The sequence below is a fragment of the Streptomyces sp. EDA2-14 genome, assembly GCF_054963755.1.
Genome location: NZ_JBUEGE010000001.1, coordinates 964849 through 991443 on the forward strand (window position 1 = coordinate 964849; position 26595 = coordinate 991443).

At 71.2% G+C, this 26595-nt stretch carries 26 protein-coding genes and 1 riboswitch; of the genes, 14 read left to right on the forward strand and 12 right to left on the reverse strand.

Features of this window, described 5'->3' with window-relative positions:
* The first annotated feature begins 176 nt into the window (after positions 1–176).
* The 5 genes from ACY34M_RS04290 (at position 177) to ACY34M_RS04310 (ending at position 5072) form a co-directional block, all read left to right on the forward strand.
* On the forward strand, positions 177–950 hold the full coding sequence (locus ACY34M_RS04290) for a lysophospholipid acyltransferase family protein (protein ID WP_462717684.1): 774 nt from the start codon (positions 177–179) through the stop codon (positions 948–950).
* A gap of 54 nt (positions 951–1004) precedes the next feature.
* On the forward strand, positions 1005–2225 hold the full coding sequence (gene macS, locus ACY34M_RS04295) for a MacS family sensor histidine kinase (protein WP_462717685.1): 1221 nt from the start codon (positions 1005–1007) through the stop codon (positions 2223–2225).
* A gap of 65 nt (positions 2226–2290) precedes the next feature.
* Positions 2291–2968, forward strand: a complete 678-nt coding sequence (locus ACY34M_RS04300; RefSeq protein WP_462717686.1) for a response regulator — start codon at positions 2291–2293, stop codon at positions 2966–2968.
* 53 nt (positions 2969–3021) lie between these two features.
* Positions 3022–4050: a 6-phosphofructokinase gene (locus ACY34M_RS04305; protein WP_462717687.1), complete on the forward strand. Its 1029-nt coding sequence runs from the start codon at positions 3022–3024 to the stop codon at positions 4048–4050.
* A 17-nt stretch (positions 4051–4067) separates the two neighbouring features.
* Positions 4068–5072, forward strand: a complete 1005-nt coding sequence (locus ACY34M_RS04310; protein ID WP_462717688.1) for a 2-hydroxyacid dehydrogenase — start codon at positions 4068–4070, stop codon at positions 5070–5072.
* Here the strand turns inward: ACY34M_RS04310 and ACY34M_RS04315 are convergent.
* Complete coding sequence (locus ACY34M_RS04315; protein WP_462717733.1) at positions 5018–6904, reverse strand: anthranilate synthase family protein; 1887 nt, start codon at positions 6902–6904, stop codon at positions 5018–5020. The two genes, ACY34M_RS04310 and ACY34M_RS04315, sit on opposite strands and share 55 nt — an antisense overlap.
* 276 nt (positions 6905–7180) lie before the next feature.
* Between ACY34M_RS04315 and ACY34M_RS04320 the strand changes: the two genes are divergently transcribed.
* Positions 7181–8533: a class II 3-deoxy-7-phosphoheptulonate synthase gene (locus tag ACY34M_RS04320; protein ID WP_462717689.1), complete on the forward strand. Its 1353-nt coding sequence runs from the start codon at positions 7181–7183 to the stop codon at positions 8531–8533.
* Between the two features lie 159 nt (positions 8534–8692).
* On the forward strand, positions 8693–8950 hold the full coding sequence (locus ACY34M_RS04325) for a (2Fe-2S)-binding protein (protein ID WP_462717690.1): 258 nt from the start codon (positions 8693–8695) through the stop codon (positions 8948–8950).
* A 14-nt stretch (positions 8951–8964) separates the two neighbouring features.
* Here the strand turns inward: ACY34M_RS04325 and bfr are convergent, their stop codons facing one another.
* Positions 8965–9444: a bacterioferritin gene (gene bfr, locus ACY34M_RS04330; protein WP_462717691.1), complete on the reverse strand. Its 480-nt coding sequence runs from the start codon at positions 9442–9444 to the stop codon at positions 8965–8967.
* A 174-nt stretch (positions 9445–9618) separates the two neighbouring features.
* Between bfr and ACY34M_RS04335 the strand changes: the two genes are divergently transcribed.
* On the forward strand, positions 9619–10251 hold the full coding sequence (locus tag ACY34M_RS04335; protein WP_462717692.1) for a sulfite oxidase-like oxidoreductase: 633 nt from the start codon (positions 9619–9621) through the stop codon (positions 10249–10251).
* Between the two features lie 44 nt (positions 10252–10295).
* Here ACY34M_RS04335 and ACY34M_RS04340 read toward each other — a convergent pair whose 3' ends face one another.
* The 6 genes from ACY34M_RS04340 to thiO all read right to left on the reverse strand — a co-directional run bounded on the left by ACY34M_RS04340 (position 10296) and on the right by thiO (position 16030).
* On the reverse strand, positions 10296–10796 hold the full coding sequence (locus ACY34M_RS04340; protein WP_462717693.1) for a DUF4396 domain-containing protein: 501 nt from the start codon (positions 10794–10796) through the stop codon (positions 10296–10298).
* A gap of 83 nt (positions 10797–10879) precedes the next feature.
* The gene (locus ACY34M_RS04345; RefSeq protein ID WP_462717694.1) at positions 10880–11743 is read right to left on the reverse strand and encodes a deoxyribonuclease IV; all 864 of its coding nucleotides are present in this window, start codon (positions 11741–11743) and stop codon (positions 10880–10882) included.
* Between the two features lie 48 nt (positions 11744–11791).
* On the reverse strand, positions 11792–13741 hold the full coding sequence (pknB, locus tag ACY34M_RS04350; RefSeq protein ID WP_462717695.1) for a Stk1 family PASTA domain-containing Ser/Thr kinase: 1950 nt from the start codon (positions 13739–13741) through the stop codon (positions 11792–11794).
* A 111-nt stretch (positions 13742–13852) separates the two neighbouring features.
* Positions 13853–14647 carry a thiazole synthase gene (locus ACY34M_RS04355; protein WP_462717696.1) on the reverse strand — a complete coding sequence of 265 codons (795 nt, stop codon included), beginning with the start codon at positions 14645–14647 and terminating at the stop codon, positions 13853–13855.
* Positions 14648–14654: 7 nt separating this feature from the next.
* Positions 14655–14855: a sulfur carrier protein ThiS gene (thiS, locus tag ACY34M_RS04360; RefSeq protein WP_462717697.1), complete on the reverse strand. Its 201-nt coding sequence runs from the start codon at positions 14853–14855 to the stop codon at positions 14655–14657.
* Complete coding sequence (gene thiO, locus ACY34M_RS04365; RefSeq protein WP_462717698.1) at positions 14852–16030, reverse strand: glycine oxidase ThiO; 1179 nt, start codon at positions 16028–16030, stop codon at positions 14852–14854. The genes thiS and thiO overlap by 4 nt, the downstream gene beginning before the upstream one ends.
* Positions 16028–16141, reverse strand: a riboswitch (TPP riboswitch). (Overlaps the previous gene by 3 nt.)
* A gap of 52 nt (positions 16142–16193) precedes the next feature.
* Here thiO and ACY34M_RS04370 point away from each other — a divergent pair.
* The 6 genes from ACY34M_RS04370 (at position 16194) to ACY34M_RS04395 (ending at position 21054) form a co-directional block, all read left to right on the forward strand.
* Complete coding sequence (locus ACY34M_RS04370; protein ID WP_462717699.1) at positions 16194–16556, forward strand: hypothetical protein; 363 nt, start codon at positions 16194–16196, stop codon at positions 16554–16556.
* A gap of 105 nt (positions 16557–16661) precedes the next feature.
* On the forward strand, positions 16662–17894 hold the full coding sequence (locus ACY34M_RS04375; protein WP_462717700.1) for an NAD(P)/FAD-dependent oxidoreductase: 1233 nt from the start codon (positions 16662–16664) through the stop codon (positions 17892–17894).
* A 111-nt stretch (positions 17895–18005) separates the two neighbouring features.
* Positions 18006–18371, forward strand: a complete 366-nt coding sequence (locus ACY34M_RS04380) for an Rv2175c family DNA-binding protein (RefSeq protein WP_356388782.1) — start codon at positions 18006–18008, stop codon at positions 18369–18371.
* An 82-nt stretch (positions 18372–18453) separates the two neighbouring features.
* Positions 18454–19101, forward strand: coding sequence for a thiamine phosphate synthase (thiE, locus tag ACY34M_RS04385; protein WP_462717701.1), 648 nt, complete (start codon positions 18454–18456; stop codon positions 19099–19101).
* 105 nt (positions 19102–19206) lie between these two features.
* Positions 19207–20127, forward strand: coding sequence for a methylenetetrahydrofolate reductase [NAD(P)H] (metF, locus tag ACY34M_RS04390; RefSeq protein WP_462717702.1), 921 nt, complete (start codon positions 19207–19209; stop codon positions 20125–20127).
* 45 nt (positions 20128–20172) lie between these two features.
* On the forward strand, positions 20173–21054 hold the full coding sequence (locus tag ACY34M_RS04395; protein WP_462717703.1) for a hypothetical protein: 882 nt from the start codon (positions 20173–20175) through the stop codon (positions 21052–21054).
* A 34-nt stretch (positions 21055–21088) separates the two neighbouring features.
* Here ACY34M_RS04395 and ACY34M_RS04400 read toward each other — a convergent pair whose 3' ends face one another.
* The 4 genes from ACY34M_RS04400 to ACY34M_RS04415 form a co-directional block, all read right to left on the reverse strand.
* Positions 21089–22579 carry a phytoene desaturase family protein gene (locus tag ACY34M_RS04400; protein ID WP_462718585.1) on the reverse strand — a complete coding sequence of 497 codons (1491 nt, stop codon included), beginning with the start codon at positions 22577–22579 and terminating at the stop codon, positions 21089–21091.
* 457 nt (positions 22580–23036) lie between these two features.
* Entirely contained in the window at positions 23037–23663 is a 627-nt protein-coding gene (locus tag ACY34M_RS04405) for a TetR/AcrR family transcriptional regulator (RefSeq protein ID WP_462718586.1), read from the reverse strand.
* 35 nt (positions 23664–23698) lie between these two features.
* Entirely contained in the window at positions 23699–25783 is a 2085-nt protein-coding gene (locus ACY34M_RS04410; protein WP_462718587.1) for a YhgE/Pip family protein, read from the reverse strand.
* Positions 25755–26564 carry an ATP-binding cassette domain-containing protein gene (locus tag ACY34M_RS04415; RefSeq protein ID WP_462718588.1) on the reverse strand — a complete coding sequence of 270 codons (810 nt, stop codon included), beginning with the start codon at positions 26562–26564 and terminating at the stop codon, positions 25755–25757. Before ACY34M_RS04415 ends, ACY34M_RS04410 begins: the two co-directional genes overlap by 29 nt.
* Positions 26565–26595 lie beyond the last annotated feature (31 nt).

A 26595-nucleotide genomic window follows, 5' to 3' on the forward strand; every position in this document is an offset into this window, starting at 1 on the left:
CTCCTGTTCATGGCAGAGAAACGGTGGACGGACGAGCAACGGGGACGTGCACCTCACGGTACGCGACCGGACTGACACCGACCAGGGTCGTCGGGCCCCGGGGCGGCCCAGCGGGTTAAGGTCGGACCCTCGGACTGGTCCGGGGACGAGGTCCGGGCACTAGGGAAGGCAGAGGGTTGATCTACGGCGCAATGAAGGTGGCCATCGGCGGGCCGCTGAAGCTCGGCTTCCGGCCGTGGGTGGAGGGCCTCGAGAACATCCCCGAGGAAGGGCCCGCGATCCTCGCCAGCAACCACCTCTCGTTCTCCGACTCGTTCTTCCTGCCCGCCGTCCTCGACCGCAAGGTCACCTTCATCGCGAAGGCGGAGTACTTCACCACCCCCGGGGTCAAGGGCAAGTTGACGGCCGCGTTCTTCAAGGGCGTCGGCCAGCTGCCCGTGGACCGCTCCGGCTCGCGGGGCGCCGGCGAGGCCGCCATCAAGAGCGGCATCGAGGTCCTGGAGCGCGGTGAGCTGTTCGGCATCTACCCGGAGGGCACGCGCTCGCCCGACGGGCGCCTCTACCGGGGCAAGCCGGGCGGCCTCGCGCGCGTGGCGCTGTCCACCGGCGCCCCCGTCATCCCCGTCGCCATGATCGACACCGAGAAGATCCAGCCTCCGGGCAAGGTGATGCCGAAGCTGATGCGGCCGGGCATCCGCATCGGCAAGCCGCTCGACTTCAGCCGCTACCACGGCATGGAGGGCGACCGCTTCGTCCTCAGGGCTGTGACCGACGAGGTCATGTACGAGATCATGAAGCTCTCCGGCCAGGAGTACGTCGACATGTACGCGACCGCCGCCAAGCGGCAGATCGCGGACGCGGAGAAGGCCGCCGAGAAGGCGGCCAAGGCGGAAAAGGCCGAGAAGGAAGCGGCGAAGAAGGCGTTGGAGAAGGAACGGGGCGGCTCGTAGTCGCGTCGTTCCCGGGGAAGTACCCAGAGGTGCCGAGGGCGGGGGACAGGGGACATGGGGAACACGGTCGGCCGTGAGCGGGTCGTGCGGATGTCGGTCGAACAGCCGCTGTGGCGCGCCCTCACCGGGTACCGCGTCCTGACCCTCGTCTACGCGATCGGGCTCTTCGCCTCCTCCTACGAGGTGTACGAGCGTCCGTGGGTCGGCGTCGCCTACTTCGCGGTCCTCGCGGTGTGGACCGTCGCGACGCTGCCGCAGGTGTCCGGCGCCCGGCGCTGCACCAAGCGGTTCCTCACCCTCGACCTGACGATCGCCGTCGCCGGCATTCTGCTCTCACCGGTCGCCGGGCACGAGCGGGCCGTCACCGGCGGCTCCACACTGCCGTCGATCTGGACGGCGGGCGCGGTCCTCGCCTGGGCGCTCAAGGGCGGCTGGCGGTGGGCGGCCGGCGCGTCCCTGCTCATCGGCGTCGCCAATGTCGCGCAGCGCGGCGACATCACCCGCGGCCTCATCCACAGCGTGCTGCTGGTCTGCATCGCCTCCATCGCGATCGGCTACGTCGTGGAGGTGGCCCGCGCCTCCGAGCGCACCCTCGCCCGCGCCCTGGAGATCGAGGCGGCGACGCGCGAGCGGGAGCGCCTCGCCCGCGACATCCACGACAGCGTGCTGCAGGTCCTCGCGATGGTGCAGCGCCGCGGCACCGCCCTGGGCGGCGAGGCCGCGGAGCTCGGCCGGATGGCGGGCGAGCAGGAGGTCGCGCTGCGCACGCTGGTCGCCGGCGGCCTGGTACCCGCCTCGCGCGCGTCCGAGGAGTCGGCGGGCGAGGGCGCCGTCGTGCGCACCGTCATGGAACCCGCGGCCGCGGACGCGGAGGACGACGGCGCGGAACCCCGCGATCTGCGCCCCCTGCTCGCCGGGCACGCCGGTGGACGCATCACTTTCTCGGAGCCGGGCGCCGCGGTGCCGATGCGGCCCGCCGCCGCCCGCGAACTGGCCGCCGCCGTCAGTGCCGCACTGGACAATGTGCGTCGGCACGCGGGCGAGGACGCGCAGGCGTGGATCCTCGTCGAGGACGAGCCGGAAGCGGTCATCGTGACGGTGCGGGACGACGGGCCCGGCATCCCGGAGGGCCGCCTCGCGCAGGCCGAGGGGGAGGGGCGGCTCGGCGTCGCCCTGTCGATCCGGGGCCGCCTGCGCGACATCGGCGGCACCGCCGAGCTGATCTCCGTACCCGGCCAGGGGACCGAGGTCGAACTGCGCGTACCGAAGAAGTAGTTGAAGTAAGTGAAGCAGTTCGGAAAGAGCCCTCAGGGGCCACGGGGGAAGGCAGGACAGGCGCGATGAGCGAGTCGAACGGATCCATCAAGGTCATGGTGGTCGACGACCACCCGATGTGGCGCGACGCCGTGGCCCGCGACCTGGGCGCGGCCGGCTTCGAGGTCGTCGCCACGGCCGGTGACGGGGAGCAGGCGGTGCGCCGCGCGCAGGCCGCGGGCCCCGACGTGCTCGTTCTCGACCTGAACCTGCCGGCCAAGCCCGGCGTCCAGGTGTGCAAGGAACTGGTCGGCGCCGATCCGTCCCTGCGCGTCCTCGTGCTGTCCGCGAGCGGTGAGCACGCCGACGTGCTGGAAGCGGTCAAGTCCGGGGCCACCGGCTATCTGCTCAAGTCCGCCTCCACGGAGGAGCTGATCGACGCGGTGGGGCGCACCGCCGTCGGCGACCCCGTGTTCACGCCCGGCCTCGCGGGCCTGGTCCTCGGCGAGTACCGGCGCCTCGCCTCCGACCCGGCCCCCTCGGGCGACGCCGCCGGGACGGCCGCCCCGCAGCTCACCGACCGCGAGACCGAGGTGCTGCGCCTCGTCGCGAAGGGCCTGAGCTACAAGCAGATCGCCGAGCGCCTGGTCATCTCGCACCGCACGGTCCAGAACCACGTGCAGAACACCCTCGGCAAACTCCAGCTGCACAACCGGGTGGAGCTCGTCCGCTACGCGATCGAGCGCGGTCTGGACGACGACTGATCCCGCGCGGGAGAGTGGCCCCCAACCACTCGCCGTGACAAGGGAGTTACGCCATGAGGGTCGGAGTATTGACCGGAGGCGGTGACTGCCCCGGACTGAACGCTGTCATCCGGGGCATCGTGCGCAAGGGCGTTCAGGAGTACGACTACGAGTTCGTCGGGTTCCGCGACGGCTGGCGCGGCCCCCTGGAGAACGACACCGTCCCTCTCGACATCCCCGCGGTGCGCGGCATCCTGCCCCGCGGCGGCACCGTGCTCGGCTCCTCGCGGACCAACCCGCTGCAGGAGGAGAACGGGATCCGCCGCGTCAAGGAGAACCTCGCCAAGCAGGAGGTCGAGGCCCTCATAGTGATCGGCGGCGAGGACACCCTCGGCGTCGCGGCCCGGCTCACGGACGAGTACGGCGTCAACGCGGTCGGCGTACCGAAGACGATCGACAACGACCTCTCCGCCACCGACTACACCTTCGGCTTCAACACGGCCGTCGGCATCGCCACCGAGGCCATCGACCGGCTGCACACCACCGCCGAATCGCATATGCGGGTCCTCGTCGTCGAGGTCATGGGGCGGCACGCGGGCTGGATCGCGCTGCACTCGGGCCTGGCCGGCGGGGCCAACGTCATCCTCATCCCCGAGCAGCGCTTCGACGTCGACCAGGTCTGCGCCTGGGTCACCTCCCGCTTCCGCTCCTCGTACGCCCCGATCGTGGTCGTCGCCGAGGGGGCGATGCCGCGCGACGGCGACATGGTGCTGAAGGACGAGTCCCTGGACTCCTTCGGGCACGTGCGGCTTTCCGGCGTGGGGGAGTGGCTGGCGAAACAGATCGAGAAGCGCACGGGCAAGGAGGCCCGGACCACGGTCCTCGGCCACGTGCAGCGCGGTGGCACGCCGTCCGCCTTCGACCGGTGGCTGGCCACGCGGTTCGGGCTGCACGCCATCGAGGCGGTGCGGGACGGGGACTACGGGAAGATGGTGGCGCTGCGGGGGACGGACATCGTGCGCGTACCCATCGCCGACGCGACGTCTCGGCTGAAGACGGTGGACCCGGCGCTGTACGAAGAAGTGGGCGTGTTCTTCGGCTGAGGCTTAGGCTCGCGGGCATGGAGATCCTCGCTTTTGGTGTGCAATCCGACGAAAAGCCCCTGATCGAGAAGGCCTTCAAGGGGCACCACGACGTCCGCTGTCTGGACGTGTTCCTCAATGAGGACACCGCCCCGATCGCGGCCGGCTACGAGATCATCTCCACGAGCGTCAACGCCACCCTCAACCATCGTGTGCTGCAGACCCTCGCGGCCGGCGGCACGCAGCTGATCGCCCAGCGCTCCACGGGCTTCAACAACATCGACCTGCAGGTCGCCGAGCGGCTCGGCCTGACCGTGTCCCGCGTCTCGTACTACTCGCCGTACTCGGTCGCCGAGTTCGCCTGGACCCTCGCGATGGCCGTCAACCGCCGCATCGTCCGCGCCAGCACCCGCACCCGCGACTTCGACTTCCGCCTCGACGGCCTGATGGGCCGCGACCTGCGGGGCCGCACCGTGGGCGTGCTCGGCACCGGCAAGATCGGCGAGGCCTTCACCCGGATCGCGCACGGCTTCGGCATGAAGCTGCTGGGCTGGGACGTCGCCGAGAACCCGAACTGCGTCGAGCTCGGCATGAAGTACGTCGACAAGGAGCAGCTGTTCGCCGAGGCCGACGTCATCAGCCTGCACGTCCCGCTGCTGCCCTCCACCGAGCACATCGTCGACGCCGCCGCGCTGCGCGCCATGAAGGACGACGCGATCCTGATCAACTCCAGCCGCGGCGGTCTCATCGACACCAAGGCCCTCGTCACCGAGCTCCGCGAGGGCCGTTTCGCCGGTGTCGGCCTCGATGTGTACGAGGCCGAGGCGGGCCTGTTCTTCCTCGACAAGTCGCTCGACGTCGTCGAGGACGACACCCTGGCCCGCCTCGTCACGTTCCCGAACGTCCTGGTCACGTCGCACCAGGCGTACTACACCGTGGACGCGGTCGGGCAGATCATCGACACCACGGTGCAGAACGTCCTCGACTTTCAGGCGGGCCGCCGCTCCGAGAACGTGCTGGTGCCCGCCGAGTCCAGCAGCTGACCCAGGACCTCGCGGACGATCCCGGCGCCGCGCAGCGACAGCACCGACTCCGGGTGGAACTGCACGCCCGCGAAGGAGGGACCGCGCAGCGCGTGCACCTCGCCCGTCGACCGGTCCCGGCTGACCTCCACGTCGTGCGCCGTCAGCTCGGTCGCGGTCTCGTCGTCGCAGGACGCCACGAAGCTGTTGTAGAACCCGACCTTCTCGGTCCGCCCGAACACCTCGACGTCCGTCTGCGCGCCCTGGTACGGCACCTCCTTGCGGACGATCTCCAGGCCCAGCTCCGCCGCGATCAGCTCGTGGCCGAGGCAGACGCCGAGCACACCGTGCTCGTGCGTGCCGATCACCTCGGCGGTCAGCGAGCGCAGGAACCGCATCTTCGGATCGTCGAGGTCGCAGGGGTCGCCGGGGCCGGGGCCCAGCACGATCGGCCCGTCGTGCGCGAGCGCGGCCTCCCGCAGCCCCTCCTCGTCGTAGCGCCGCACCGTCACGTCGAGCCCCGTCGAACGCAGCACGTGCGCCAGCATCGCGGTGAACGTGTCCTCGCCGTCGACGACGAGCGCGTGCCCCGACAGCTCGCCCGTACGCTCCTGCATCCGCAGCCAGAACGGGGCCAGGGCCGAGCGCCGTCCGTCGAGCGCCGCCCGCACCCGCGGGTCGTCGGCGAGCGCGGGCCGCGCGCTCTCCTCGCGCGGGCGCGCGGGACGTACGCCGAGCGCTGCCAGCACGCCCGCCGCCTTCGCGTGCGTCTCCGCGACCTCGCTCACCGGGTCGGAGCCGCGCACGAGCGTCGCGCCGACGGGGACGCGCAGCCGACCGGCGGCGTCGATGTCGGCGGTGCGGATCAGGATGGGGGAGTCGAGCGTCTGCGCCCCGCCCGCGTCCCGGCCGACGAGCGCGAGCGCGCCCGCGTAGTAGCCGCGGCCGCCGACCTCGTGCCGCTCGATGACCCGGCAGGCGTTCTGCACGGGCGAGCCGGTGACGGTGGCGGCGAACATCGTCTCCTTGAGGACGTCGCGCACATCGAGGGTCGACTTCCCGCGCAGCTCGTACTCGGTGTGCGCGAGGTGCGCCATCTCCTTGAGCCGGGGACCGACCACGACACCGCCCATGTCGCCGACGGTGCACATCATCTTGAGCTCCTCGTCGACCACCATCGACAGCTCCTCGATCTCCTTGCCGTCGGCGAGGAAGTCCAGCAGGTGCTCGGGCGTCGGGCCCTCGGCCGGGTAGCGGTACGTACCGCTGATCGGGTTCATGACGACGGTGCCGCCGGACATCCGCACGTGCACCTCGGGGCTCGCGCCGACCAGCGTCCGGTCCCCGGTGTGCACGACGAACGTCCAGTACGCGCCCCGCTCCCCGGCGAGCAGCCGCCTGAACAGCGCGAGGGCGTCGGCCCGCGAGAACCCCGCGATCTCCCCCTCGTACGTCCTGCGGATCACGAAGTTCGCGCCCTCGCCCTGCCCGATCTCCTCGCGCAGCACCCGGCCGACGATGTCCGCGTACGCGTCGTCGTCGACGTCGAAGCCGCCGTCGCCGACCTGGACGTCGTGCCGGGGGAGCTGCTCCAGTGCCTCGCCGAGCGGGATCTCGTACGACTCGTCGGGGGTGAGGACCGTGAGCGGGGTGCCGTCGTCGCGGACGTCGAAGCCGCGTTCCCGGATCTGCCGGAAGGGGACGAGCGCGAGGCCCTCCGGGATGTCGGCGAGCCGCTCATAGTCGCTCACGCCGCCGATCAGGACCTCGACCGTGTCGTGCTCACGTCCGGGTGTGCGACGGCGCAGGAGAGCGAAGGGGCGATCGTCGGTGAGCAGTGCGTCCAGCATCAGGGAGGTTCCTTCCAGTGACTGACGGGAGTCGTTCAGGAGGAACAGCCGGTGTCGAAAACACTGAAGGCCGCCCCTCGGGCGGCCTTCGCGGTTTCAGGTACGCGCAGTCAGTGGGCCGCCGGATGTGCGGTCCACCACCAGGTGCGGTGCAGAAATTGCGCGAACATGGGCGTCACCGTACCCGATGCCCCGGCGGCGCCGCTCGAACGTGTCGCGTCCGTCTCAAAAGCTGAGCGGGGGAATGGACCGGCGTCGTGACCCCGTAATGTTTGCGAGGTGACCGTGAACGCTAAGACCAGCGCGAGCGCTGGCAACACCTGGCGAAACCTGCCCGCGGCGCAGCAGCCCGAGTACCCCGATGCCGAGGCTCTGCGCGATGTGATCGCGGACCTCGAGTCGTATCCGCCGCTCGTCTTTGCCGGCGAGTGCGACCAGCTGCGCAACCGTATGGCCGCCGTCGCCAAGGGAGAGGCGTTCCTGCTCCAGGGCGGCGACTGCGCCGAGGCCTTCGACGGTGTCTCCGCCGATCACATCCGGAACAAGCTCAAGACCCTGCTCCAGATGGGCGCCGTGCTGACGTACGCCGCCTCGGTGCCGGTGGTGAAGGTCGGCCGGATCGCCGGTCAGTACTCCAAGCCCCGCTCCAAGCCGACCGAGACTCGCGACGGCGTCACGCTGCCGACCTACCGCGGCGACTCCGTGAACGGCTTCGAGTTCACCGAAGAGGCCCGGATCCCGGACCCGCAGCGGCTGAAGCAGATGTACCACGCGTCCGCTTCGACGCTGAACCTCGTGCGCGCCTTCACCACGGGCGGCTACGCGGACCTGCGCCAGGTGCACGCCTGGAACCAGGACTTCGTGAAGTCGTCCCCGTCGGGCCAGCGCTACGAGAAGCTCGCCCGCGAGATCGACAACGCGCTGAACTTCATGCGCGCCTGCGGCACCGACCCGGCCGAGTTCCAGACGGTCGAGTTCTACGCCTCCCACGAGGCGCTGCTGCTCGACTACGAGTCGGCGATGACCCGGGTGGACTCGCGTACGGGCAATCTGTACGACGTCTCCGGCCACATGGTCTGGATCGGCGAGCGCACGCGTCAGCTGGACCACGCGCACGTCGAGTTCGCGTCGAAGATCCGCAACCCGATCGGGATCAAGCTCGGCCCGACGACGACGGCCGAGGACGCGCTGCAGTACATCGAGCGCCTCGACCCCGACCGCGAGCCGGGCCGGCTGACCTTCATCGTCCGCATGGGCGCCGACAAGGTCCGCGACAAGCTGCCCGAGCTGGTCGAGAAGGTCACGGCGTCCGGCGCGCAGGTCGCCTGGATCACCGACCCGATGCACGGCAACACGTACGAGGCGGCCTCCGGTCACAAGACCCGCCGCTTCGACGACGTGCTGGACGAGGTCAAGGGCTTCTTCGAGGTCCACAAGGCGCTCGGCACGCACCCGGGCGGCATCCACGTCGAGCTCACCGGTGACGACGTCACCGAGTGCGTGGGCGGCGGCGACGAGATCTTCGTCGACGATCTGCACCAGCGCTACGAGACGGCCTGCGACCCGCGCCTGAACCGCAGCCAGTCGCTCGACCTGGCGTTCCTGGTGGCGGAGATGTACCGCGACCAGTGAGCCCGGTTCACTGTAGGTAACGCCGTGGGGCGCGGATCACAAGGATCCGCGCCCCACGGTACTTTTGTGCTCCCGATCGGCCGGGTAAGGTTAGGTTAGCCTCACCGATCAGTCGGGGCGGCGTTGCTTATCAGTCCCGACGACAGGTCCGACCGGGAGGTGAACCGCGTGTTCGTCTGCAACTGTTTCGGTGTCACCGAGGCACAGGTCAAGAAGCACGCGGAGGACGGTGCCTGCACCCCCCGCCAGATAGCGTCGGCCTGCAAGGCCGGCACCGACTGCGGTTCCTGCGTGCGTCGGATCCAGGCACTGCTCGGCCGGGGCGCGTGCCCCCGCCGGGAACTGGTCGAGCAGGGCGAGTCGGCCGTGGCCCTCGCGCCGACGCCGGAGCCTGCGGAACTGCCGAACGCCGCCTAGCGAACCTGATCGGCTCAGCTGTCCGGCTGCTCGATGAGCTGCGCGATGTAGAGCGCCTCACCCAGCTTCTCCACCAGTTCGAGCTGCGTGTCCAGGTAGTCGATGTGGTGCTCCTCGTCCTCGAGGATCGACTCGAAAATGTTCGCAGACGTGATGTCGCCCTTGCCGCGCATCACCTCGATGCCGCGCTTCAGGCGGTCGATCGCCTCGACCTCGACCTGCCGGTCCGCCTGGAACATCTCGGTCACCGTCTGGCCGACCCGGACGTGGAAGAGCCTTTGGTAATTGGGCAGCCCGTCCAGGAACAGGATCCGGTCGGTCAGCACCTCCGCGTGCTTCATCTCGTCGAACGACTCGGCGCGCGTGTACTTCGCGAGCTTCGTCCAGCCGAAGTTGTCCTGCATCTTCGCGTGCAGGAAGTACTGATTGATCGCCGTGAGCTCGGCAGTCAGCTGCTCGTTGAGAAACTCGATGACCTCGGGGTCGCCCTGCATCGCAGAGGCTCCTTCCAAGCGGTAACTGGGCAGGTTTCGCGCATCCTTGCATCGGCACAAGACCGCGTCCAGTAAGTGCACGCTTAGTAGGAGTTGCCCCAATCGATGCCCGTGGCGGCCCCACGAGGGTGGGCGTGGTCACGTCCACTGCTCCAGGTCTGTCAGGATGGAGGCATGGGTCATCCGGTGGGTCGCGAGTCTGGGGGAGCAGTGCAGCCGGAGCTTCCGCCCGGGCAGCGACTGCAGCGCGGCTGGCCCGTCACGCACTACGGCCCGGTGCCCAAGTTCCGCCCCGAGCGCTGGGAGTTCAGGGTCTTCGGCGCGACCGCCGACGGCGAGAAGCACTGCTGGAACCACGAGGAGTTCGCGGCGCTGCCGTACGGGACCGTGCTCGGCGATCTGCACTGCGTCACGAAGTTCAGCATGCTCGGCGCCGAGTGGGGCGGCGTCCGCGCCTCCACGATCCTGGACCTGGCCCCGCCCGGGCCCGATGTCACCCATGTGATGGTGTGGGCCGAGTACGGATTCTCGTCGAATCTGCGGCTGTCCGACTTCGCCTCCGAGCAGGCCATCTTCGCCACGCACAAGGACGGCGAACTGCTCACCGCGGAGCACGGCTTCCCGCTGCGCCTCGTGGTGCCCCACCTGTACGCCTGGAAAGGGCCGAAGTGGGTGCGCGGCGTCGAGTACATGACGGCGGACCGGCGCGGGTTCTGGGAGGAGCGCGGGTACCACAACGTGGGCGACCCGTGGCGTGAGCAGCGGTACTCGTACCAGGAGCAGCCCGGCGAAGGGCCCGAGTTCTAGGCCCCTGCCGGGCTCGTCGACGCGTCGCGGGTACCCCCTGGGGGTCAGTGGTACTGGTGCACCACCGCGTGGCCCTTGCCGCGGCCGATCATCCAGCGGTTGACCGGGGTCGTCACCACGAAGGCGATCGCCAGGGACGAGGCGAGCGCGCCCCAGAACAGGGCGTCCGAGAGGTGGGCGTCCATCGCGTTCGGCCACAGCACGATGACCCCGTTGTCGATCAGCTCCATGACCGCGATGGACAGGGTGTCCGCGGCGAGGGCGACGCGGACGGCCGCCTTGAAGCCGACGCCCGCGCGCAGGACACCGCGCAGCGTGAGCGAGTAGCCGAAGAAGAAGGCGAGCACGATCGCCAGGATCATCGTCGGTACGTTTCCCCAGCCGAGCGCGGTGCCGATCACCATGCCGAGGACCTCGCCGATGGCGCAGCCGGTGAGGCAGTGCAGGGTGGCCTGCGCGGCCATGGACCAGGTGACCTTGCCGCCGGTGCCGTGTGCGTCGTGGTGCGTGTGGTGCTCGTGCCCGGCGTGAGTGTCGTGCTGCATGGCTCCCCCAACATCCGTGAGCGGTTCCTGTCAGTGACAGGAACCGTATACCCCCATGGGGTATTCCTCAACGGGTGTGGAGCCTACGCGCGCAGCCCCTTGAGGCGCTCGACGTCCGCCGCGTGCCCTTCCTTGCCGCCCGGTGTCTCGATGACCAGCGGTACGTTCTCGGTCGCGGGGTGGGCAAGCAGCTCGCGGAACGGGTCCTCGCCGATGTGGCCGGAGCCGATGTTCTCGTGCCGGTCCTTGTGGGCGCCCACGACGTCCTTGGAGTCGTTGGCGTGGATCAGCTTGAGGCGGCCCTCGCCGACCGTGTCGACCAGCAGGTCCAGGGTCTGCTTCATGCCCGCAGGACCCGTGAGGTCGTGGCCCGCCGCGAAGATGTGGCAGGTGTCGAGGCAGACGCCCAGCTTGGGGTGGCGGTCGAGGGCGTCGAAGTACGGGCCGAAGTCCCAGGTGCGCGAGCACAGCGAGGCGCCCTGGCCCGCCGTCGACTCCAGGAGCAGGAACGGGTCGTCGTCGTGCGTCAGCTCGTCGAGCAGCGGCAGCATCCGCTCGCGGACCTGCGCGAGGGCGACCTCGCGGTCCCGGCCGCCGGTCGCGGAGCCGGTGTGCACGACCACGCCGAGGGCGCCGATCGCGCGGGCCCGGCGCAGCGAGTGGCGCAGGGAGTCCACGGACTTGTCGACGGTCGCCTCGGTGTGCGAGCCGAAGTTGATCAGGTACGGGGCGTGCACGTACGCCGGGATGTTCTCCTCGGCGCACTGGGCGCGGAAGTCCTCGTCCTGCTGGGGGTTCCCGGGCGGCGTCGCCCAGCCGCGCGGGTTGGCCACGAAGACCTGGACGGTTTCGGCCTTGAGGTCACGGGCGTAGGAGAGTCCTACGCTCGCGAGGCCGCCGGCCACGGGGACGTGGCCGCCGATCGGGTTGCGGATGCTGCTGTTCACCCGGCCAAGGGTGTCATGGCCGCTCGAACGCCCGGGGCCGGGCTGCGGCTACCGGATGGTGATCGTGACGGTCGAGCCCTTCGGGGCCTTGTCGCCGCCCTCCACCGACTGGCTCTTGACGGTGTCGCCGAACAGGCCGAGCAGTCCGCGGTTCTCGTCCACCTCGAAGCCCGCAGCGCTGAGCTTCGCATTCGCCTCGTCGACCTTCATGCCCGTGACGTCGGGGACCTCGACCATGACCGGGCCCTTGGAGATCGTCAGGGTCACCGTGTCACCCTCGGCGAGCTGCTTGCCGTCCTCGGGGGACTGCTGGGCGACATCGCCCTTGTCCTCGTCGGAGTTGACCCGCTGCGTGGAGATCTCGGCCTTCAGGCCCGCGTCCTCCAGATCGGCGATGGCGTCCTGCTCGGACTCGCCGGTGACGTCGGGGACGTCGATGGGGGAGCCCTTGGAGACGACGAGGGAGACGGCGGAACCGGCCCTGCGGGTGTCGCCCGCGGCGGGGTCCGTGCTGATCACCGAGCCCTTGGCGATCTCGTCGCTGAACTCCTTGGTGGTCATGCCCGGTTCGAGACCCCGCTTCTTGAGGTCGCTCTTCGCCCTGTCGAGCGGGGTGTCGGCGAGGTCGGGGACCTTCACGGTCTTCGGGCCACGGGAGACGGTCAGATCCACCGTGTCGCCGCCGCGGATGCGGTCGCCCGACGCGGGGTCGCTGTCCATGACGGTGCCGCGCTTGTACGTGTCGCTGTACTGACGGGAGACCGGGCCCCGCTCCAGACCCGCGTCCTTCAGGCGCTTCTCGGCCTGCACCTGCGTCTGGTTGAGGACCGACGGGACCTTCGTGAACTGGCCGGAGTTGATGTACCAGACGCCCGTGCCGATGCCGAGGACCAGCAGGATCGCCGCGACGATCGCGAGCGTGCGGCGCTGCGGGCGGCCGCGACCGCCGCCGCGGGCCGGACCGGGCGCGACGGGCGGCGCGGGCGGCATCTCCAGGCGGCTCGTCCGGTTGATCGGCGCCGCGTCCGCGGAGTCCGTGGGCAGCGGCAGCTGCACCGCCGTGCCCAACGCGCGCGGGATCACGCTCGTCCGGTCGTCGGCCCCCACGTGCTCCGTCTCGTGGGCCTGCGGCGGCACCGCGTCCAGCTGGGCGTCGGTGAGCCTTGAGCGGGCGTCCCTGGACTGGGCGAGGAGCGCCACGGCGTCGTGCGGGCGCACCTCGGGGGTGCGCGCCGTCGCCGACGCGACCAGCTCGTCGAGCTCGTAGGGGAGACCGGGGACCGCCGCCGAGGGCGGGGGCACGTCCTCGTGGAGGTGCTTGTAGAGGATCTGGGCGGGGGACTCGCCCGCGTGCGGCTTGCCGCCCGTGAGCATTTCGTAGAGCACGACACCGCAGGCGTAGACGTCCACGCTCGCCGTCGCCGTACCGTTCTCGATCTGCTCGGGCGCCAGGTACGAGACCGTGCCGAGGACCGACCCCGTGGTGCTCGTGACCGTGTCCACCGCGCGTACGAGACCGAAGTCCGCCACCTTGACCCGGCCGTCGTCCCCTATCAGGACGTTCTCCGGCTTCATGTCGCGGTGCACGAAGCCCGCGCGGTGGGCCGCTCCCAGTGCGGCGAGGACCGGCTCAAGGATGTCGAGGGCGGCGCGGGGCCGCAGCGCTCCCCGGTCGCGCAGCACGTCACGCAGGGTGCAGCCGGCGACGTACTCCATCGCCAGATACACGTACGCGCCGTCGGTGCCCTGGTCGTACACCCCCACGACGTTGGGGTGCGAGAGGCGGGCCACCGACTTGGCCTCGCGGATGAAACGGTCCACGAACGTGACGTCCGCGGCCAGCGAAGGGTGCATCACCTTGATCGCGAGCACGCGGTCGAGGCGGGTGTCCACGGCCCTGTAGACCGTGGCCATCCCGCCGACCGCGATGCGTGCGTCGATGCGGTACCGGCCGTCGAGCACGTGCCCGAGCAACGGGTCCTGAAGGGTCGTGTCCACGCAGGCGAGTGTACGAGGAGTGACCGACAGCCAGCCCCCGTGCCGCAGGACCGGACCCGTACTGCAGCACAGCTGTGACCGGCGCGCGCGCCCGCGTGACCGGCGCGTGCGTCAGAACGCGGGGCGCTCCGGGTCGAGGTGCGCGCGGCCCTCCGCGGGCGAGGACGCCTCGGCGAAATGGCGCTTGGGGATGCGGCCCGCGCGGTACGCGAGGCGCCCCGCCTCCACCGCGTGCCGCATGCCCTCGGCCATGAGGACCGGCTCCTGCGCGCGGGTGACGGCGGAGGCGAGCATCACACCCGCACAGCCGAGCTCCATGGCGAGCGTCACATCGGACGCCGTGCCCGCGCCCGCGTCCAGGATCACCGGTACGCGCGCGTGCTCGGTGATCAGCTGGAAGTTGTGCGGGTTGCGGATGCCGAGGCCGGAGCCGATGGGGGAGCCCAGCGGCATGATCGCCGCGCAGCCCACGTCCTCCAGCTTGCGCGCCAGGACCGGGTCGTCGTTCGTGTAAGGCAGCACGGTGAAACCGTCGTCCACCAGCGTCTCCGCCGCGTCGAGCAGCTCGATCGGATCGGGCAGCAGGGTGCGCTCGTCGGCGATGACCTCCAGCTTTACCAGGTCCGTGCCGAGCGCCTCGCGCGCGAGGCGGGCCGTCAGGACGGCCTCTCCCGCGGTGAAGCAGCCGGCCGTGTTCGGCAGCACCCGGATGTTCAGCTTCTCCAGGACGGAGAGCACCGAGCCGTGCACGCTCGCGTCCACGCGGCGCATCGCCACGGTGGTGAGTTCGGTACCGGAGGCCACCAGGGCGCGCTCCAGGACGTCGAGGCTCGGTGCCCCGCCCGTGCCCATGATCAGACGCGAGGAGTAGGTGTCGTCCCCGAGGACGAAAGTGTCGTCGGCCATGAGCGGTTCAGCCTCCTTGTACGGCCGTGAGGACCTCGACGCGGTCTCCTTCGGAGAGCGCCGTGGCGGGCCACTGGGTGCGGGGGACGACGGTTTCGTTGAGGGCGGCGGCGACGCCCCGGGGCGCGGTGGTGAGCGCGGCGACCAGGAGGTCGAGCGTGGTCTGCGCGGTCACCGTGCGCGGCTCGCCGTTGACGTAGACGTTCATGCGGGCTGCTCCACGGGGGCGCTGCTGAAGCGCTTCGGGGTGAACGGGCGGGCCACTTCGGGGAGTTCACCGGTGGTCAGGACGTGCGCCATGGTGTCGCCGGTGACCGGCGTCAGGAGCACGCCGTTGCGGAAGTGGCCGGTCGCGAGGTGGAGGCCGGGCAGCGCGGTCGGCCCCAGGAGCGGCGCGTTGTCGGGGGAGCCGGGGCGCAGGCCCGCGCGGGTCTCGGTCAGCGGGAGTTCGGTGATGCCGGGGACGAGTTCGTGGGCGTCCCGCAGGAGTTCGTAGACGCCGCCCGCGGTGACCGTGGTGTCCCAGCCGAGCTCCTCGGTGGTCGCGCCCACGACGAGCTCGCCGTTGACGCGCGGCACCAGGTAGAGGTTGCCGCCGCGCACGACCGCGCGGACCGTACGGCTGAGGAAGGGCGCGTACCGCTTCGGCACCGTCAGGCGCAGCACCTGGCCCTTGACGGGGCGCACCGGCGGCAGTACCGCGTCGGGCACGCCCGCGAGCTGTCCGCCGCGGCTGCCCGCCGCCAGCACCACTTGGTCGGCCGCGACTTCGGTGCCGTCGGCGAGGACCGCGCCGCGCGCCCGGTCGCGTACGACAGAGAGCCTTTCGGTCCACGAGCGGTGGAAGGTCACGCCGGAGCGCTCGCAGGCCGTCACGAGGGCGCTCGCGAGCCTTCTCGGGTCGATCTGGTGATCCCCGTCGACCCGCAGGCCGCCGCGCACGCCCGGAGCGAGCATCGGTTCGAGACGGCGGCAGTCGCGGCCCGGGAGCCACTCGGACTCAAGACCCGACTTCGTCTGCAGCGCGTGCAGCTCCCTGAGGTGCGCGCGGTCGTCGGCGTCGAGCGCGACCGCGAGCGTGCCGCAGGCGCGGTAGCCGAGGTCCTGCCCGGTGGCCTCGGACAGCTCGGCCGCGAAGTCGGGGTAGCGGCGCGCGGACTCGAGGTTCAGGCCGAGCAACGTCTGCTCGCCGTGGTGGAGTTCGGTGACGGCGGCCAGCATTCCGGCCGCCACCCGGGCGGCCCCGCCGCCGGGCTCGGGGTCCGCGACCGCCACGGACAGACCGCGCTGCGCGGCCCGCCAGGCGGTGACCAGACCGATGATGCCGCCACCGACGACGAGGACGTCGCAGGTGTGCGAATGAACGGATGGCGTCGACGACATGGGCGTCAAGCCCCTCCCTTCGCCGGTATGACCCGGATCAGGTTCGGACGGTCGAAGGCCGCTCCAGCCTCCCTCTCAGCCCGCTGCGTACGGGCTCCCGCGAGTGCTCTACGTTGGCCACCCTAGCCGTTCACCACGACCTCCAGTAAGGGAGTCCCGGCCCGTGGCCCGATCTCTCGACGGACTCGTTCTGTCCCCCGTTGTCGACCAGGCCCCGGGCCAGGTGGGTACGCGGACCCGCTTCACGTACCAGGAGAAGGACGGCCGGATCTCGGCGGACTACACAGGCGGCGATGTCGTGGAGGGGCACCTTGTGGGGACGCGCTCCGGCGACCGCCTCGACTTCCGCTACGTGCAGCTGAAGACCGACGGGACCACCTCCTGCGGGCACTGCGTCTCGACCGTGTCCGAGCTCCCGGACGGCCGGGTGCGCCTCGACGAGACCTGGGAGTGGGAGTCGCAGGAGGGCAGCGGGACCAGCGTGGTCGAGCAGCTGCTCGACCCGGCCCGGCAGCCGCGCCACTGACCTTGCCCTTGATCGATAAACCGCCGGCGCGTGTGCAGGACGTCACGGCCCGCGAGTGGCCCGCACCGCTGACTGACACAAGATCAGGTGCCTAGAGTTGATCCTGTGAGTGAGCAGCGGAGCGGGAGTGCAGCGCCTTCGGGGCAGCGGAACGTCGTGATCGTGGGCGCGGGCATGGCAGGCGTGCAGACCGCCGTGGCGCTGCGTGAGCAGGGCTTCGCCGGCGCGATCACACTGCTCGGCGCCGAGCCCCACCAGCCGTACGACCGGCCGCCGCTGTCCAAGGCGGTGCTGCTCGGCAAGGCGGAGGGCTCGGCCTTCGACGTCGACTTCGAGGCGCTCGGCGTCTCCCTGGAGCTGGGCCGCGAGGTGACCGGGCTGCGGCCGGGCGACCACGAGCTGGACACGGCCGCGGGACCGGTCCCGTACGACGTACTGGTCGTCGCGACCGGCGCCGAGCCCGTCCATCTGCCGGGCGCGCAGGCGGTACCCGGCGTGCACCTGCTGCGCACCCTCGACGACGCCGAGCGGCTGCGCCCCGTCCTCGCCGAGCAGCACGACGTGGTGGTCGTGGGCGCCGGCTGGATCGGTGCCGAGTTCGCCACCGCGGCCCGTGAGGCGGGCTGCCGGGTCACCGTGGTGGAGGCCGCCGAGCGGCCCCTCGCCGGGGCGCTGCCCGCCGAGATCGCCGCCCCCATGGCCGCCTGGTACGCCGACGCCGGGGCCGAGCTGCGTACCCACGCGCGCGTGGAGCGCGTCGAGCCCGGCGTCGTGGTCCTCGACGACGGCACGCGGCTGCCCGCCGGGGCCGTCGTCGTCGGCATCGGCGCCCGCCCCGCCACCCGCTGGCTGGCCGGCTCCGGAATCGAGCTCGGCGCCCACCGCGAGGTGCTCGCGGACGAGCGGCTGCGCACGTCCGTGCCCGATGTGTACGCGGTGGGGGACTGCTCGTCGTTCCCCTCGGGGCGCTACGGAGAGCGCCTCATGGTCCACCACTGGGACAACGCGCTGCAGGGGCCGCGCACGGTCGCGGCGAACATCGTCGGGCTCACCCCGGCGGTCTACGACCCGGTGCCCTACTTCTGGTCCGAGCAGTTCGGCCGGTTCGTGCAGTACGCGGGGCACCACGAGGGCGCCGACGCGACGGTGTGGCGGGGCGACCCCGCCGGTGCCGCCTGGTCGGTGTGCTGGCTGCGCGACGGTGCCCTGGTGGCCGTACTCGCCGTCGGCAAGCCGCGTGACCTGGCCCAGGGGCGCAAGCTCATCCAGTCGCGGACCCCGCTCGACCCGGAACTGCTCTCGGATCCGGCCCGCCCGCTGAAGTCAGCCGTGGCGTGAGCCCCGCAGCGGCGTGACAGAGCGTGACAGAAGGGGCGGAAAGGGAGGAGTGGTGGCCCGTCCGCACCGGCCCGGCTTCCGAGTGTCAGTCCGGGATGGCACGCTTGTCCCGTGACCGAGATTGACGCAAAGATCGATGCTCTCGTCCCCGCCTGGCTCACCCTCCCCGACATCGCGGAGCAACTCGATGTCGAGGTGACGCGTGTGCGGCAGCAGGTCAAGGAAGGCCAGCTGATCGCCGTGCGCCGCGGTGAGAACAGGGCACTCCACGTGCCCGCCGCCTTCATCGACGGCGACAAGATCGTCAAGGGGCTCGTCGGCCTCCTGACGGTCCTGAGGGACGACGGCTTCAGCGACGAAGAGATGCTGGAGTGGCTCTTCACCCCCGACCCAAGCCTGCCGGGCACCCCCGCGCAGGCCCTGAGCGAGAATCGCGGCACGGAGGTGAAGCGCCGCGCCCAGGCGCTCGCCGTCTGACCTGACAACCGTCCGGCGTGCGCACCGCGACCCTCGCGGTGCGCACGCCACCGACATCGCACGACCCACGGGGGGACTCTTCATGGCGGACACCAAGCGCGCGCTGCTCGCGGACGCGCGGCTCTACCTGTGCACCGACGCGCGCAGGCGCCAGGGCGATCTGCCGGAGTTCCTCGACGCGGTGCTGGCCGGCGGCGTCGACATCGTGCAGCTGCGCGACAAGGGCATGGAGGCCGGCGAGGAGCTGGAGCACCTGGAGGTGTTCGCCGAGGCGGCCCGCCGCCACGGCAAGCTGTTCGCGGTCAACGACCGGGCGGACGTCGCCCACGCGACCCGTTCGGACGTGCTGCACCTGGGCCAGGGCGACCTCCCGGTCCCCGCGGCCCGCGCCCTCCTGGGCGACGAGGTGCTGATCGGCCGCTCCACGCACGCCGACGAGGAGGCCGCCGCGGCCGCCGTCCAGGAGGGCGTGGACTACTTCTGCACGGGCCCCTGCTGGCCGACTCCGACCAAGCCCGGGCGGTACGCGCCCGGCCTCGACCTGGTGCGCTACACGGCGGGCCTGGACACGGACCGCCCCTGGTTCGCGATCGGCGGCATCGACCTCACGAACCTGGACGAGGTCCTGGAGGCCGGAGCCCGCAGGGCCGTCGTCGTCCGGGCCATCACGGAGGCCGACGATCCGGGCGCGGCCGCGGCCGAATTCGCGAAGCGCCTGCGCACCGCGTGACTCCGGTGAACGGAAAGGAACCCGCCGGTAGCGGCCGTTCTGTGGCCCTGTCCGCAAGGTGGACGGGGATTAGGGGCTTTGCATATCGGTCAGTAACCTGCCCGTATGGCCCTAGGTACCGCTTCCACCAGGACTGATCGCGCCCGCACCGTGCGTGACATGCTCGCGCCCGGCAAGACGACGTATTCGTTCGAGTTCTCCGCGCCGAAGACCCCGAAGGGCGAGCGCAACCTGTGGAACGCGCTGCGCAGGGTCGAGGCCGTGTCGCCCGACTTCGTCTCGGTGACGTACGGCGCGGGCGGCTCCACGCGCGCGGGCACCGTCAAGGAGACGGAGCAGATCGTCGCCGACACGACGCTGACGCCGGTCGCCCACATCACCGCCGTCGAGCACTCGGTCGCCGAACTGCGCAACATCATCGGCCAGTACGCCGACGCCGGGATCCGGAACATGCTCGCGGTGCGCGGCGACCCGCCCGGCGACCCCATGGGCGACTGGATCTCGCACCCCGAGGGGCTCACGTACGCGGCCGAACTCGTTGAACTGATCAAGGAGTCCGGGGACTTCTGCGTCGGCGTCGCCGCGTTCCCCGCGATGCATCCGCGCTCGGCGGACTGGGGCTCCGACGTGCGGCATTTCGTCGACAAGTGCCGCGCGGGCGCCGACTACGCGATCACGCAGATGTTCTTCTACCCGGAGGAGTACCTGCGGCTGCGTGACAAGGTCGCCGCGGCCGGCTGCGAGACGCCGATCATCCCGGAATGCATGCCGGTGACGAGCGTGCGCATGCTCGAACGCCTGCCCAAGCTGAGCAACGCGGACTTCCCCCCGGAGTTGAAAGAGCGAATCCTCACAGCAAAAGACGATCCGGCCGCTGTACGCTCCATTGGCATCGAGTTCGCTACGGAGTTTTGCGCCAAGCTGCTTGACGAGGGAGTGCCGGGTCTGCACTTCATTACCCTCAACAACTCCACGGCAACGTTGGAGATCTACGAAAACCTGGGCCTGCACCACGAGCGGGGCTGATTTCGCCGTACCCACAAGGGCTACGGCCGTACGAGAGGGGCGTACATGGGCTGGGCGGTCCTCTATGTCGCGTTCGGACTGGTGGCACTGTGGCTCCTCGGTGAGGTCCTGCTGCAGTACAAGGCGCGGCTGCGCTGGCGGCTGCTGGCCTTCGGCGGCTTCCTCGGAGTCGTGATCGGTGTCCTGCTGCCCTCGGTGATCGTCATCGGGGCCGGGGCCATCGCCTTCGCGATCGGCCAGACGTACGTCACGCTGTCCTTCCGCCGCGGATTCGACGCGGGCTGGTCGCTCAAGGGCATGCCGGGGGTCCCCGGCACCGACAAGGGCCGCCGCTCCGAGAAGGAGCTGCACCAGGACCCGACGCTCCAGGTCTCGGACCTGGAGTACGAGCCGGCGCCGCAGCAGTACGCGCACGTCCCGGAGTCGGCGGCCGAGAGCACGGCGGTGTACGCACCCGAGCCGATGCCCGACGACACCAGCCAGTACGGCGTCTACCAGGACACGGCGTACGCTCAGACCGCCCACGCGGCGCACGGGACGCAGGACTACGGCTACGACACCGGGTCCTACGGCTACGACCAGCAGGGCTACGGCTACGACGCCGGGCAGCAGCCCTACGCCGCGCCGTACTCGGACCCGTACATCGGGGCGCAGACCTACCCGACGCAGCCTCAGTACGGCGACCCGTACGCCACCGGGCAGGGCTACACCGACCCGTACGCGACGGCTCCGGGCTACGGCGGAGACACGCCTCCCGGCGGCGTCTGGGTGCCGCAGCAGCGCCACGGCGACGAGCAGCAGCAGACCTACGGCGGTGAACTGCCGCCCGAGCAGCAGTACCCGACGTACCCGCAGCACGACCCGAACACCGGGTACGACAACGGGTACAACGAGACCGGGTACAACGAGCAGCAGTACCGGTACTGAGCGAGCCGCCCCGAGCGGCCGAGGTGCTCGGGGCTCACTGCGAGCCGCGGAACTCCGGTCCCTCCACCAGCAGGCCCGCCACGAGCGCACCCGACATGCCCGCGTGCGGCAGCCCGCCGCCGGGGTGGGACCAGCCGCCCACGGTCGTCAGGCCCGCCAGCGCCGTCGTGTTCGCCGCGTGCAGCAGCTCGCCGCGCGCCGCCGCGAGCGCGGGGCCGGGCACGGCGCCGCCCTCGGCCCCGGTGGCCTCGGCGATGTCCTGCGGGGTGCGGACCTCGTGCCACAGCAGCCGCTCGCGCAGCCCGGGCACCGCCCGCTCGGCCGCAGCGAGCATCCGCTCCACGTCGGCCCCGCCCGCGCGCGCGGGCACGGTCGCCATGAGCGTGACCGCCTCGTGCTCGGCGTCCGGCACACCCGCCGCGTCCCCGGTGCGCAGCACCGCCACCGTCGGTCCCGACGGCGCGGCGCCGCTCTCGAAGAGCCACGCCAGCTCGGCGTCCCGGTCCGCCGTGTGCACCACCGTCCGGTGCGGGGTGTCCTGCGGCCGGGCCCCGCGCAGCGCGAGGTGCACGGTCAGCCGGCCCGGCCACGCCGACTCGCGCTGGGCAGGTCCCCCGGCGCGCACGGAGCGCCCCGGCAGCAGCCCGTCCAGGACGCCGGGAGCGACGCCCGCCACCACGAACTCGGCGTCCTCGACGGTCCCGTCGGCCAGCTCCACGCCGACCGCGCGCCCGTCCTTCTCCACGATCCGGGTGACGGCCGAGCCGAATCTGAACTCGACCTTGCGCCGCACACAGCGCGCGTGCACGGCGTCCGCGAGCGCCCGCATCCCGCCGGTCACCGCCCACGTCCCGAAGGTCTGCTCCATGTACGGCAGCACGGCCGCGCTCGCGGGGGCCGTACGGGGATCGAGGCCGTACGCCAGCGCGTACTGCTCGAGGAGTGCCACCAGGCGGGGCTCCCCGCCCAGTTCGAGCGCGCCGATCTCGGCGAGCGTCGCGGCCGCGCGGTCCTTGCGCAGGACCCGCTTGTGCACGACCGCGGGGTACGGCTCGCGGTCGGCGAGCACCTGCCAGTTCGGCCACAGCGGCTCTTCGAGCAGCGGGCGCCGCGAGCGGTCCCACGCCTCCCGCGCGCGATTGACGAACGCCGACCAGCGCGCGCCCGCGCCCGCGCCGACCGACGCGTCCAGGGCCTCGGCGACGCCTGCCCGCCGTGCGTTCGGCAGGTCCGTCGTCGTGCCGTCCGCGAAGACGTGCCGCACCGCGGGCTCGATCTGGGTGAGGCCGACGAGGTCCTCCAGCGGCTCCTTGCCGGTCTTGATGAACAAGTCCCGGTAGACCGCGGGCAGTTGGAGCAGCCCCGGACCCGTGTCGAACGCGAAGCCGTCGCGCTCGATCCGGCCCAGCGCCCCGCCGTACGTCGACGCGCGCTCGAAGACCACCGGTCGGTGGCCCGCCACGGCCAGCCGAGCGGCGGCCGCCATGGCGCCCATTCCCGCGCCGATCACCGCGATTCGTGCCATGTCAGGGACCTTATCCGCCGCCACTGACAACGCCGCCGCCAGGTCGCACCGGCACAGCGGCGCACTGAGTGCGGGCGCAGGGTCCGCCCGGGCTTGAGCACGCACGCCTGAGTATCCGTACCTAGCCGTTGAGATGAGTAGGTACGCGGATGGGGCTCGACCTGCGCAGACGGGAGAGTGGAGACCACGGAAGGGGGCACGGACACGGCACCGCCGACACGGGGCGGCGGAACGGATCGAGTGCCTCTTGCCGCTCCTCTCGCCCGCGAGGGCGGGAGTGAGCACGGGGGACCCTGGGGGCGACTGCACGGGGGTCCAACGGGGGAAACGGGGGATCCCACGGGGGAGACGGGGGATCCACGGGGGATGCGCCGGTCCGGTGAGGCCTGAGAATGACCACAGGCCCCGCCGGACCGGCGCTTTCACGTGTGCCGGGCCCCGCCCCGGCGGCTGTGCCTCAGGCCTTGCCCGTCAGCGGCTGCCCGCCGCCGACCCGCCCCTGGAGCAGCAGCGAGAGCGCGCCGTGCACATCGTCCAGCGAGCGCTCCGGCTGGAAGGCCTGCCAGTCCAGGGCGGCCACGAGGACCATGCCCACGAGGGCGGCCGCCGTGAGCGGCACGTCGATCTCCTCGCTCAGCTCGCCGCTGTCCACCGCGGCCCGCAGGACGCCCTCGACGACGGCCACCGCCTCCTGGCGGACCACGGCGAGCGTGGACTGCCAGGCACGGTTGGTGCGCCAGAGCTCGGCCACGTAGAGCTGGGTGAAGGCCGGGTACTGGTCGATGAACTCCAGACCCGCGCGGATCATCGCGTCCAGCGCGTCGACCTTGCTGCCGCCGTTCTCGTCCGCCTTCTGTGCCGCCTCCCGGAGGGAGGCGGTGAGGAGCCCGACGCCGTGCCGCAACAGCTCCTCGAAGAGGACCGACTTGCTGGCGAAGTTGTAGTAGACCGTGCCCTTCGCCACCCCGGCCCGCTCGGCGATCTCGTCGACCGTCGTCGCGGAGAAGCCCTGCTCCGCGATGAGCGTGACCGCGGCCTCGTAGAGCTTCTGCCGGGTGGCCTGGCGCCGTGTGCTGCTTTCCATGCCCCTGATTCTCACAGGAGCCGGTGTGGGCGCGCTCACAGGCTCAGCTCCGGGTGCAGCCGGTCCAGCGTCCACACCTGCTTGCGCCGGGCCGTCCACGCGGTCAGGGCGAGCGCGCCGACCGTGAACGCGGTGAGCACCACGCACGCCTGCCACACGGGTCCGAGTCCGCCGCCGGAGATGAGCCGCCGCAGGGCCTCCACGACGTAGCTCATCGGCAGGAACGGGTGGAGCGCGTTGAAGAAGCCGGGGCTCGTCTGGACGGGATACGTACCGCCCGCCGACGTCAGCTGCAGCATCAGGAAGGCGAGCACGAGGATGCGGCCCGCCGCCCCGAAGCGCGCGTTCAGCCACTGCACGATCGCCGCGAAGCACGCCGTGACCAGGCACAGGAAGCCGACGGTGCCGGCCGCGTGCAGCATCTCCAGGCCGAGGGCCCAGTGCAGCACGGACATCAGGGCCGCCACCTGAAGGAACCCGAGCGCGGCCACGGGCAGCCAGCCCGCGAACGCCACCCGCCAGGAGGAGGCGCCGGCCGCGAGGGCGCGCCGGTTGAGCGGCTGGATCAGCATGTAGGCGACCATCGCGCCCACCCACAGGGAGAGCGGGATGAAGTACGGGGCGAAGCCCGTCCCGTAGTTGGGCGCCTTGTGCAGCGACTGGGAGGCCAGCTGTACGGGGTCGGCCATCACGCCGGTGCGCTGGTCGCGGTCCTTCTTGTCGTAGTCGGGGATCTTCTGCACGCCGTCGTGCAGTCCGCCCGCGAGCTGGCCCGAGCCGTCGGCCAGCTGGAACATCCCGCCGTTCAGGTCGTCCGCCCCGGTCGTCAACCTGCCGACCCCGGCGTCGAGTTCCGTCGATCCGGTGTGTGCCGTGCCGAGGCCCGTGTGCAGCTTCTTGGCGCCCGCGGCGACCTGGCCCGCTCCGTCGTTGAGCTTGTTGATCTGGGCGACCGCGTTCTCGACGTCCTGGTCGAGCGTCGGGGCGTTCCTGGCGAGGTTCTCGGACTGCTTCTGGAGCATCGCCAGGTGGCTGTCCATCTGGCCCAGGTTGCCGTGCTCGTCCTGGATGAGCGTGTTCAGGTCGTCGGAGATCGTGGCGACGTCGTTCGCCGCGGTCTTCGCCTTCTTCAGGTCCGGGCAGGCCGGATCGTCGATCACGGCCTTCTCGCAGCGCCGTTCGTAGATCGCGTCCAGGGCGTCGGAGCCCGCGTGCGCGCCCGTGCGCGCGGTGGGGGCGATCTTCACCAGGGTGTCCAGGTTGTGCCGGACACCCTGTGCGGAGTCGGCGACCAGGCGCGCGGTGTCGGCGATCGCCTTCTTGTTGCCCTTCAGGAAGGGGCGCACCTGGTCGGCGGCGCCGTTCACCTTGTCGGCGAGCTGCTGCGTGCCGTCGGAGACCTGTCGGGAGCCCGACTCCAGGTCACCGGCTCCGGTGGTGAGCTTCGTCAGTCCGCTCTCCAGGTCGCCGCTGCCCTTCTTGGCGTCCTTCAGGCCGTCGGCCAGGTCCTGCGAGCCCTTCTTGGCCTTGCCGATGCCGCCCTCGAGCTGGTCCGCGCCCTTGGCGGCCTTCTTCGTCGCGTCATGGATGTCCGAGAAGGACACGAAGATCTTGTCGAGGAACGAGCGCGACGCGTTGGTGGACGCAGCGGAGCGCACCTCGGAGAAGACCGTCCGGGAGATCTGCCCGACGATGTAGTTGTTCGCGTCGTTCGTGCGTACCTGGAGGGCGCCGGTCTCGGGCGAGTCGCCCGAACTCGACGCGATGCGCTTGCTGAAGTCCTTCGGCATGGTCAGCGACAGGTAGTACGTGCCGTCCTCCACGCCCTGCTTCGCCTGTGCGGAGTCGACCTCGTGCCACTGGAAGGTGTCGCTGTCGTACAGGCCCTTGGTGATGTCGTCGCCCGCACTGATCTTCTGGCCCGCGGCCTTCGCGCCCTGGTCGTCGTTGACGAGCGCCACCGGGATCTTGTCGAGCTTTCCGTACGGGTCCCAGAAGGACCACAGGTACAGCGCCCCGTAGAGCAGCGGCAGAAGCAGGAGCGCGACGAGCGCGGCGCGCGGCAGCTTTCCCCTGCCGAAGCGCCTGAGTTCAAGCGCGGCGAGCTTCGGCGAGCGCATCGGCCGTCTCCTTCGCGGTGTCGTTCGCGGTGTCGTTCGTGGTGTTCACCGGGGCGGTCGACACGACGACCGCCCCTTCGGGGGCCTCGCTGCACACGGCGACGACCGTGGTGCCCGCGTCGGCGACGGTCCGCAGCTGGGCCCAGATCTCGGCCCGCTCGGCGTCCGCGAGCTTCAGGTCGGTGTCGTCGACGCCGATCAGGCGCGGGCGGGCGATGAGCGCGAGCGCCAGGGACAGGCGCAGCGCTTCGAGGCGCTCCAGGTCGCGCACGGAGGTGCGGGAGCCCTTCGGCAGCGTCTCGGTGTCGAGCCCGGCGGAGGCGAGCGCGGCGTCGATGCGCAGGCTCGCCTCGGCCCGCCGCTCGGCGGGCGTGCGCAGCAGTCCGCGCAGCGTGCCGTCGAACCTCCGCTGGAGCAGCGCCTGTTCCCGCAGGTGCTCGGCCACGGTGAGGGCGGGGTCGAGCTCCGTCACGCCGGGCACGTGCGCGAGCCCGCTCATCCGGCGTACGGCGGTCATCTGCTTCGGCAGCCGCATCCCGCCGACCCGCGCCGTGCTCTCGCTGGGCTTCATCCGCCCGGTCAGCGCGAGCAGCAGACAGGTGCGGCCGCTGCCGGACGGGCCCTCGATCGCGACGAGCGACCCCGCCGCCGCGTCGACGTCGACACCCCGGAAGGCCCAGCCGCGCGGCCCCTTGAGGCCGAACTCCGCGGCGGCCAGCGAGGCTCCGCCCGTCGCCCCGTGCTCGTCCGTGTTCGTCGCCCCGCTCGCCGGGCCGTCCATGGTTCCCCCCTGGGCACCTCTTTGAACTGAC